At 34.1% G+C, this 9,361-nt stretch carries 10 protein-coding genes and 1 pseudogene; 10 read left to right on the top strand and 1 reads right to left on the bottom strand.

Going from position 1 to position 9,361, the window contains the following annotated elements; translation table 11 throughout:
- Positions 1-105: 105 nt before the first annotated feature.
- From EKM03_RS12280 to EKM03_RS12260, 6 genes and pseudogenes are all read left to right on the top strand, one after another.
- The gene (locus EKM03_RS12280) at positions 106-303 is read left to right on the top strand and encodes a hypothetical protein (RefSeq protein WP_126568771.1); all 198 of its coding nucleotides are present in this window, start codon (positions 106-108) and stop codon (positions 301-303) included.
- A complete protein-coding gene (locus EKM03_RS12275; protein WP_126568770.1) occupies positions 303-734 on the top strand; it encodes an RDD family protein in 432 nt (143 codons plus the stop codon). The genes EKM03_RS12280 and EKM03_RS12275 overlap by 1 nt, the downstream gene beginning before the upstream one ends.
- Positions 735-1,348: 614 nt before the next feature.
- Positions 1,349-1,693 (top strand): annotated as a pseudogene (locus tag EKM03_RS15290) (MerC domain-containing protein); the annotation flags it as partial.
- 51 nt (positions 1,694-1,744) lie between these two features.
- Entirely contained in the window at positions 1,745-1,963 is a 219-nt protein-coding gene (locus tag EKM03_RS15285; protein WP_231507379.1) for a GDCCVxC domain-containing (seleno)protein, read from the top strand.
- Positions 1,964-2,325: 362 nt separating this feature from the next.
- Positions 2,326-3,861 (top strand): M20/M25/M40 family metallo-hydrolase, encoded by a 1,536-nt coding sequence (locus tag EKM03_RS12265; protein WP_126562982.1) that lies wholly within the window; start codon positions 2,326-2,328, stop codon positions 3,859-3,861.
- Between the two features lie 386 nt (positions 3,862-4,247).
- The gene (locus EKM03_RS12260) at positions 4,248-4,808 is read left to right on the top strand and encodes a DUF6642 family protein (RefSeq protein WP_126461601.1); all 561 of its coding nucleotides are present in this window, start codon (positions 4,248-4,250) and stop codon (positions 4,806-4,808) included.
- Positions 4,809-5,088: 280 nt separating this feature from the next.
- Here EKM03_RS12260 and EKM03_RS12255 read toward each other — a convergent pair whose 3' ends face one another.
- Entirely contained in the window at positions 5,089-5,541 is a 453-nt protein-coding gene (locus EKM03_RS12255) for a DUF4442 domain-containing protein (RefSeq protein WP_126461413.1), read from the bottom strand.
- A 234-nt stretch (positions 5,542-5,775) separates the two neighbouring features.
- On the opposite strand from EKM03_RS12255, the gene EKM03_RS12250 reads away from it, so the two are divergent.
- From EKM03_RS12250 to EKM03_RS12235, 4 genes are all read left to right on the top strand, one after another.
- On the top strand, positions 5,776-6,231 hold the full coding sequence (locus EKM03_RS12250) for a DUF4870 domain-containing protein (protein ID WP_126740494.1): 456 nt from the start codon (positions 5,776-5,778) through the stop codon (positions 6,229-6,231).
- Between the two features lie 271 nt (positions 6,232-6,502).
- Complete coding sequence (locus EKM03_RS12245) at positions 6,503-6,835, top strand: PadR family transcriptional regulator (RefSeq protein ID WP_126456245.1); 333 nt, start codon at positions 6,503-6,505, stop codon at positions 6,833-6,835.
- Positions 6,836-6,837: 2 nt separating this feature from the next.
- Positions 6,838-8,571 carry a PspC domain-containing protein gene (locus EKM03_RS12240; RefSeq protein ID WP_126562983.1) on the top strand — a complete coding sequence of 578 codons (1,734 nt, stop codon included), beginning with the start codon at positions 6,838-6,840 and terminating at the stop codon, positions 8,569-8,571.
- Positions 8,572-8,573: 2 nt separating this feature from the next.
- Positions 8,574-9,314: a head GIN domain-containing protein gene (locus EKM03_RS12235; protein WP_126456241.1), complete on the top strand. Its 741-nt coding sequence runs from the start codon at positions 8,574-8,576 to the stop codon at positions 9,312-9,314.
- Positions 9,315-9,361 lie beyond the last annotated feature (47 nt).

Genomic DNA, 9,361 nt, shown 5'->3' with positions numbered 1-9,361 from the left:
AGTTTAAATAACATATATTTACTCCATGAGTAACAAAATACAGTTCGTTTAGAGGTTTTTAGACGAACTGACGTTGGTAGCAATTTTACCACAGAATCCGAAAATATGACTGAAAAAGAAATTGAGAATAAAATTATTTTTGTGGAAAATATTGGCGGAATGACGGTCAATGAAAGACTTTATGTTTGCGGTTTAGACAAAGAATTTGAAAAAGCTTTAAAAAATGACAAATTGAAAGCTGAAAGAATATTAGAACTTTTAAAAGTTGATAAATTATCGATTGAATTAATATTGAAAAAATAATGGGAGAAAATATTACTAAGCCGAATTTAGTGAAAAGATTTATTGCAGGATTTATTGATTATGCATTAGTATATGGTTTTTTCTTTGCTTTTGTTTACTCATTTGGAAAACCGAATGACGAAGGCGGATATTCGGTTACAGGAATATTAGGATTAGTTCCAATTATTTTTTGGTTTGCGATAATTGTGCTTCCTGAAGTATTTTTAGGAGCAACTCTTGGAAATTCTATTGTTAGCTTAAAACCTAAATCTTTAACCAAAAATAACGGAGAATTGAGTTTGAGCCAATCAATAAAAAGACATTTAATGGACCCAATTGATATGTTCCCATTTGGTCTAATTGGAATAATAACAATTAAAAACACCGACAGAAACCAACGTTTAGGCGATATTTGGGCGAAAACTATAGTAACGGAAATTGAAAATAAATAAAAAAAACAGCTACCCCGATCGCTCGGACATCTGATTTTTTCGGACAACGATTATATTAATCCCTCGGATATTTAATTTTCGGACAACGATAGGGCGGATTTGCAATCCGTGCACCCGATAGCGCTGATATGCCACAATAGTTAGCGCAGTTTTGTAAACTGTGCCCACAACATTAAGCAAATAACAAAAAATCGCTACAAAGTATAAAGCTATAACAACATAAGATGTTTGTTGAAATAATATAGAATGGGCTGGTCGTTATTTTTTAATACTTTGTGTGACTTATTTTATTTCATGAATAAACAGTCCGTTTTAAAAAAAAGAATTTTTAGTGTAGTTTAAATCACATAAGTAATAACTATGGTATAATGTCGTATTTTAAAATCAGGATAAAATCATGTAAAAATCTGATTTAAAGCTGCTTTACTTAAAGTTAATTCTTTTGACTTTACGACTTTTAAACTTTCGACTTACTTATATTCACTCAGTGACTACAAAAATACAGTTCGCTTGGAGGTTTTTATCCAGACCCATCGGAAAAACAACTGACCTTGGCACTAAGACTTGCGCGAAAGAGAAACCGAAAGAAAAGTCAAAAAAAGAAAATAAAAAAAATGAAATTTAAACTTATAAATAATATTGACAAACTTGGAACATTTGGACTTTTTCTAACTGCAATTTTCTCACCTTGTTGTTTTCCTCTTTTTGCATTTGGAGCATCAGCACTTGGGCTTGGAAGTTTAGAATTATTCGGAGGTTGGACAATGTGGATTTTTCAAATAATGGTTTTGATTTCAATTATCGGAATATATATTTCGTATAGAAAACATAAATACTTCTATCCATTATTAATTGCAATTTCGAGCGGAATAATTATATTTTCCGGATATTATTTGAGTAAATCTGAAAATTCAACTTATTTAATTTATGCAGGAATGTTTGGACTTTTTATCGCAACAATTGGAAATTATTATCAAAATAAAATATACGTAAATTGTAAAACTTGTGGAATATATGAAGGAAAAACTGTTGAATTGAAATCGACAATCATATGTCCGAAATGTGGATACAAAAAAGACGAAATGATGCCGACAAATGCTTGTGAATTTTTCTACGAGTGTAAAAATTGTAAAACAATATTGCGACCATTAGAAGGAGATTGTTGCGTATATTGTAGTTACGGAAGTGTGAAATGTCCACCAATTCAAGTTGGAACAAGATGTTGCTAAAAACGAGAATAAATGAAATAAATTAGTTCTTCTTTCAACAGTTAGAGTTATGTGGCGTGGCACTAACAATGAAACTCGTTTTACACAGTCCATCCCATCCCCTTATTACGGGAGAATCCAGACCCTTCGGACGGATCTGCAATCCGTGCCCATAAAGAGAATGATTCAGCAAGAAATTATACTAGTTTAGAGAGTGAATTAAAATTTGTTTTATTAGAATTATTATGATATTATTTACGGGCACGGATTAAAAATCCGCCTATCCTGGTTATAGGGACCCAAAAGCAGGAAAAATTTATATATATTTGGTAGCAGCCGCCCGCAAAATTAATATTCTAAATACTTAACTAATCCTATTTTATATGACAAAGCTTAATCTAATTATTCCACTCTTGATTTTGACTATACAACTAGTTAACGCACAATCAGTAGAAAGTTTAAAAATAAAAAAATACACACAAAAGAACGCAAACGAAATTATTACTGAATTCTCAGAATTTTTAAGTATCCCTAACGTAGCATCAGAGCCATTAAGCCTTCGTGAAAATGCTGATTTCATCATGTCAATGATGAATCGAAAAGGTATCAAAAATGTGCAGTTATTACATGGAAAAACTAAAAATATTCCGCCAGCCGTTTACGGTGAAGTTCTTATACCGGGTGCAAAGACAACTTTGATTTTCTATGCCCATTACGACGGCCAACCTGTAAATCCTGAACAATGGAATCAAAATCTGAGTCCTTTTATCCCAAAGTTATATACGGCAGCTATTGATAAAAACGGCAGTAACATTCCTTTCCCTTTAGATGGAAAATACAATAACGAATGGAGAATATATGCCAGAAGTGCTTCCGATGACAAAGCAGGAGTTGATGCTATTATAAATGCTTACGACGCCATTAATAAAAGCGGCTTAAAACCGAGTTACAATCTTAAATTCTTTTTTGAAGGAGAAGAGGAAAAGGGCTCAACACACCTAGATGAAATCCTACAAGAGAACGAAGCCCTTTTACAATCCGATTTATGGATAATATGCGACGGACCGGTACATCAGTCTGGGAAAAAGCAAATTTATTTTGGTGTTAGAGGAGATACAAACCTTTACTTTACGGTATATGCCTCAAAAAGGCCATTACATAGCGGACATTATGGTAATTGGGCTCCAAACCCAGCGATGATGCTAGCACAGCTGTTAGCATCAATGAAAGATAACAATGGTCGCGTGACGATAAAGGGGTTTTATGATGATGTAATACCATTAACACTATCAGAGAATAAAGCATTATTGACAGTTCCTTCTGTTGACGAACAGATGAAAACTGAGCTTGGTATAAATAGTGCTGAAATGCGAGATAAAACATTAAGCGAATCGATCAACCTGCCCTCTTTAAACATAAATGGTATGCAAAGTGGTAACGTAGGCAAAATGGCCTCAAATCAAATTCCAACTACTGCTACCGCTGTTATAGACCTGAGGTTAGTATTAGGGAACGACTGGGAAAGACAACAACAAAAAGTAATTGATCATATAATAAAACAAGGCTACTTCGTCACAAGCAACGAACCTACAGATGAAGAAAGAAATTTGTACCCTAAAATTATAAAAGTCATCCGTGATAAAAATGGAATAAATGCGCAACGCACCTCCATGGACTTAGCAATTGTCAAAAAGGTGATTTCTGCAGTTGAAGCCACAACAAAAGACCAAGTTGTACTGCAACCAACTATGGGAGGAAGTCTACCGTTATATTTATTTGAAAAATATCTAAAAACAAACACCATTTCCGTTCCAATAGCGAACCATGACAACAACCAGCATGCAGAAAATGAAAACATTCGACTTCAAAATTTGTTTGATGGTATAGAAACTATGGGGTCATTAATGCTGATAAAATAACTCTAAACGGTAGCTTATCATTAACTTAAATAATGTAATGAGAATACTTTTTAATCCTAATCACTCGGATATTTAATTTTCGGACAACGATAGGGCGGATTTGCAATCCGAGCCCAAAAAGAGAATGATTCAGCAAGAAATTATGCCAGTTTAGAGAGTGAATTAGAAGTGGTTTTATTAGAATTATTTTGATATTATTTACGGGTACGGATTGAAAATCCGCTATCGAAAGCAGTTTTGTAAACTGTACCCACAACATTGAGCAAATAACAATCACAAATTTTTTAGAAGCTATAAACAAAATAGACTAAAGCACCTCGTTTTAACTATTATTGGAACCAATAAATAATTCGTAACTAATGAACCATCCGAACACCCAGAATTTAATGGATTCTGATACCTTTATTTTCTGCCTGGAAGCCGTTCCTAATACAGAAATTACCACCACAACTGAAGTGATTAAAAACTTAGAGCAATTGGCTTTTGAACAAGGTATAACCAGTATTTACAAAACCTGTGATACCATTGAGGGGTTAGAAGAAAGCTTAAATGCATTGCTTTATGACGACCATAATTTTAAAAATTATGAAATAATCTACTTAGTGATGCCAGGCGAAAGAAACACCATTTGTCTCAATGACTATTACTATAGTTTAGAGGAAATAGCCGAGCTTTTTGAAGGAAAAATGAAAGGAAAAATTTTACATTTTGCAAATGCAAAGGTATTGGACTTAAGCCCGGAAGAAGCACAATACTTTTTAGATATCACTGGAGCACGTGCCGTTTCCGGATATGGAGCACCATCCAATACATTAACAAGCTGTGCCATAGACAAAGCTTTTTTTAGCTTATTTGAAGAGCAAGATAATGTTGTAGATATTGTTACCGAATTACATGAAAAGCACTTTGCCCTTTGTCAGCTACTCGATTTTAGATTGTATTATTAATCTTGATAGCGCTGATATACAATTAAAAACGGGGTACCTATCAATTTAATAAACGCCCGCATTAAAACGCCTACGGGTATTCAATTCATTCAGATCAAAAGCTAAATACACATTCCGGGGTTCAAATTTATTCTGGGTTTTGAACTATTAGATAAAGCCAAAAAACAGTACTCTAATTTCACAAAAAAAGTAACCTATTTAAACCAAAAATTCTAATTCTGCTTAATGGTCACTTCACGAAAGAGATTCGATTGTGAATAAGTGTTTAAAAAAGATTTATTTATTTGGCCCTCACACTCCATTCAAAATCCATTTCGGATACTTGAATTCCTTTTTCATCGGTTCCAATGGATTTCATCCAAAACGTTTGTCCGTCTCCTGTAGCAATGGTTTCTTGAATCGCCTTTTCTATTAAATGGCCGTCATTACAGGTAAAAGTGATTCTACCAGTAGCTTTCTTGGTAAAATTTCCTTTGTTATTCGCAACAAGCATCGAGATTTTTTTGCCGCTTTTTTGAATTTGAAACATTACTAAAGCACCCGTGGCAAGCTCTGCAGCCATGGCTTGCACGGCAAAATACATCGAGTTAAATGGATTTTGGTTTATCCAACGGTGTTTTACAGAAACTATACATTGGTTCTCGTCTATGGTTTTTACGCGTACGCCACAGATAAATGCCGAGGGTAATTTGAAAAACAAAAATTTATTAAGTTTAGAGGCTGTAAGTTTCATAGGTAGCTACTGTTTGTTTTTATGGGAATAGAGTGTCGCCATTCTGTATTATTCTTTGGATTTTGAATTTAGGCGCGTTTATTACCGCTAGGTTTTTTGCTAAATTACAAAAAAATACTATGCGTACATACAAAAATTGTTTGTTAATGTTGTGTTAACTTTTGGTACTATGCGTAACAAGATACTATCTTTAAGATATATATTTGCATAAGAAATTACTATATACTTTTAATCATGGAAACAACAACTGAAAAAAACATCGCGACATTTACGCATTTAAGTACTTTAACGCAGTATTTCATTCCTTTTGGAAATTATATTTTTCCAATAATTCTTTGGACAACCAAGAAAGAGGAATCTGAATTTGTGGATCACCACGGAAAACAAGTGTTGAATTTTCAATTGAGTATATTGATCTACTCTTTGGTGCTGATTATGATTGCAATTCCTTCATTTCTTATTTCGGCTTTCAAAAATGTTTCTTTCGAATCATTGATACATCATAACGACATTACACTTTCGAATTTCAACCTTGAAGACAACATTGCACTATTAACGGTTGGATTAATTTGCGTTCTGATTTTCGGACTTTTGAAAGTGGCTGAATTCTTCTTGATTATTTATGCCTCGATTAAAACATCAAACGGAGAAAAATACAAATATCCAATAACGATTCCGTTCCTTAAATAAGGAAGCAGTCAGATTAAAAGAGAACAGACGTAATACATAGAGCGAACAAACTAGCCCTGATTGAAACGACATCCTTTACTTGCTTTCTTTAAGCAAGTAAAGATAAAGTGGAAAGCAGGAATAAGCTCCGAAAAAATAAAAAGAGAATCATGCAATACGAGATTGCTTCGTTCCTCGCAATGACAAATCATCACCCGAGCCAGAAAGGAGAACTGGCACGGCAATCAAAAAATGAACCGTTTAATCAACACTAAAATCAAAAAAAGAAATTATGAACATTGAAAACACAAAAGCCCAGATGCGTAAAGGTGTTCTCGAGTTTTGCATCCTATCCGTTTTAAAAGAAAAAGAAGCCTACACATCGGAAATATTGGACACATTAAAAAACGCAAAATTATTAGTCGTGGAGGGAACCATTTATCCACTGCTGACGCGATTAAAAAACGATGGATTGCTCAACTACCGTTGGGAAGAATCCACTTCAGGACCTCCAAGAAAATATTATGGCTTGACCGAAATTGGACAAACTTTTTTAAACGAATTGAATGGTACCTGGACGGAATTGTCCGATGCCGTAAACCTAATAACCAACCAAAAACAATAGTCATGAACAAAACTGTAAATATAAACCTAGGCGGAATGTTCTTTCACATCGATGAAGATGCATACCAAAAATTGACGCGCTATTTTGATGCTATAAAACGTTCTATATCCAATTCGTCTGGACATGATGAAATCATCAAGGATATTGAAATGCGTGTTTCGGAATTATTAAATGACAAACAAAAAACAGACAAATACGTTATTGGTTTGAAAGATGTAGATGCCGTTATCGCCGTAATGGGACAACCGGAAGATTACATCATTGAAGATGACTTGAAGGGTTCTCAAAGTTTTAGTGACCACTCAAACAGACGAACTAAAAAACTATATCGCGACAAAGAAAAAGGGATGATTGGCGGAGTAGCCGCAGGATTAGGGCATTATTTTGGCGTAGATGCCGTGTGGATCAGAATCGTTCTTATCTTATTGGTTTTTGCTGGATTTGGAACTGGAATTCTCGCCTACATCATTCTTTGGATTGTAACTCCGGAGGCGGTTACTACCACTGAAAAACTGGAAATGACCGGGGAACCGGTTACCATTTCTAACATTGAAAAAAAAGTTAGAGAAGAATTTGAAAATGTTTCAGACAAAATAAAAAATGTGGATTACGACAAGTATGGCAACCAGATAAAAACAGGTGTCGGGAAAATAGGAAGTTCTTTTAGCGACTTTATCATGACTATTTTTAAAATTTTCGCCAAATTTTTAGGTGTAATTTTGATTATTACAGGAATAACAATACTGTTTTTTTTGTTAATAGGTATTTTCACATTAGGTTCCGGAATTTTTATTGATTTTCCTTGGCAAGGTTTTATAGAAGCAGGTAATTTTACAGATTATCCAATATGGGCTTTTGGATTGTTAATGTTCTTTGCTGTTGGAATCCCGTTCTTCTTCTTAGCATTATTAGGGTTTAAGCTATTGGCCCCAAACATGAAGTCTATTGGAAATATTGCAAAATATACGCTGTTTGCATTATGGCTAATTGCAGTAGCATTAGCAATATCAATTGGAATAAAACAGGCCAGTGCATTTGCCGTAGATGGGAGAGTGGTTAAGAAAGAAACCCTTAATTTAAATCCAAATGACACCCTTTTAATTAAATTCAAACACAATGATTATTTTGCTAAAAATGTGGAAGACCGTAATGATTTCATGGTAACACAAGATTCTACCGGAACAGATATTATTTACTCTAATGAAGTTAGTTTTAAAATCGAAAAAACAGAGGAGAAACTGCCTTATATTCAGATTGAAAAAGAAGCAAGAGGAAAATCGTTATCAGAGGCAAAACGAAGAGCCGAACAAATTAAATACGGTTATAAAATAATAGGCAATCAATTGATTTTAGACAACTATTTACTTACTGATTTAAAAAATAAATACAGAGATCAAGAAATAGAAATAACAGTATTTGTACCTGAAGGAACGTTATTAAAACCAGATGCCTCTGTACAAAATTACGACAGATCTGATGATGAATTTTTCAATTTACACTACAGTTCAGATAATTACATTTACAAAGTAGAAAATTCTCAAATAAAATGTTTAAATTGTCCCGCTGATGAAAACGAGTATAATGATGTATATAGCACCGCTCGAGACGATAGCACGGATGTTACGGTTACCATAAATAACAATGGAGTTACTGTAGAGAAAGACACCCTAAAATCAAACAAAACCAATAAAGGATTGAAAATAAATAAAGACGGGATCATCATTAAAACGAATTAGTCATGTTGAAAATCATCACCTTAATTACAAAGTTCATTCTGGTTGCCCTAACAGCCTTGTTATTCGGTTCGTGCAACCACTCCATTAATTTCAATGCAATAGAAGGAAGCGGAAATATCACCACAGAAAAGCGGCTTGTTGAAGGTGCTTTCAAAAGCATAGAGGTTAACAATGCCATAGATGTCGTTATAGAACAATCTGATAAAATTGAAATAATTGTTCAAGCAGATGATAATTTACAAAAACACATCACTACCAAAGTAGAAAATGGAACACTTGTTATTTCGTGTGATAAAAATTCTTTCATCAACATGAAATCAAAAAAAGTGACAGTAAAAATGCCTGTTATTGATGAATTAGAAGCAACAAGCGGCTCGACTATCACGAGCAAAAACACCCTGAAAGGGGAGAACATCCGATTGAATACTTCGAGTGCAGCATCGATAGATTTAAGCATCGAATCTGACAATATTACTTGTGACACCAGTAGCGGAAGTACCATTACGATTAATGGGAAAGCGCTACAGATTAAAACAACTGCATCAAGTGGTAGTGAAATCAACGCTGATAAATTATTAGCAAATGAAGTTAGTGCCGATGTTTCCAGCGGTGCGTCCATTAGCGTTCATCCTATCGTTAGCTTAAATGCTCAGGCATCCAGCGGAGGAAACATCACGTACGACATACAGCCAAAATCGATTCAGAAAAATACCAGTTCAGGCGGGAGCATCAGCCAAGAATAAGATATACTTTTGTTAAAATATAAAGAAATCATCCATCACAAGTGGAT

This window comes from Flavobacterium sp. GSP6, assembly GCF_003984855.1.
Taxonomy (GTDB): Bacteria; Bacteroidota; Bacteroidia; order Flavobacteriales; family Flavobacteriaceae; genus Flavobacterium.
This window is presented reverse-complemented; position numbering and strand designations above follow the sequence as displayed.

What these genes read in the sequence shown, in the direction of transcription:
- EKM03_RS12265 (WP_126562982.1), top strand. Translation starts at nt 2,326, where the DNA reads ATGACAAAGCTTAATCTAATTATTCCACTCTTGATTTTGACTATACAA.
- EKM03_RS12250 (WP_126740494.1), top strand. Translation starts at nt 5,776, where the DNA reads ATGGAAACAACAACTGAAAAAAACATCGCGACATTTACGCATTTAAGT.
- EKM03_RS12240 (WP_126562983.1), top strand. Translation starts at nt 6,838, where the DNA reads ATGAACAAAACTGTAAATATAAACCTAGGCGGAATGTTCTTTCACATC.
- EKM03_RS12245 (WP_126456245.1), top strand. Translation starts at nt 6,503, where the DNA reads ATGAACATTGAAAACACAAAAGCCCAGATGCGTAAAGGTGTTCTCGAG.
- EKM03_RS12260 (WP_126461601.1), top strand. Translation starts at nt 4,248, where the DNA reads ATGGATTCTGATACCTTTATTTTCTGCCTGGAAGCCGTTCCTAATACA.
- EKM03_RS12280 (WP_126568771.1), top strand. Translation starts at nt 106, where the DNA reads ATGACTGAAAAAGAAATTGAGAATAAAATTATTTTTGTGGAAAATATT.
- EKM03_RS12255 (WP_126461413.1), bottom strand. Translation starts at nt 5,541, where the DNA reads ATGAAACTTACAGCCTCTAAACTTAATAAATTTTTGTTTTTCAAATTA.
- EKM03_RS12275 (WP_126568770.1), top strand. Translation starts at nt 303, where the DNA reads ATGGGAGAAAATATTACTAAGCCGAATTTAGTGAAAAGATTTATTGCA.
- EKM03_RS12235 (WP_126456241.1), top strand. Translation starts at nt 8,574, where the DNA reads ATGTTGAAAATCATCACCTTAATTACAAAGTTCATTCTGGTTGCCCTA.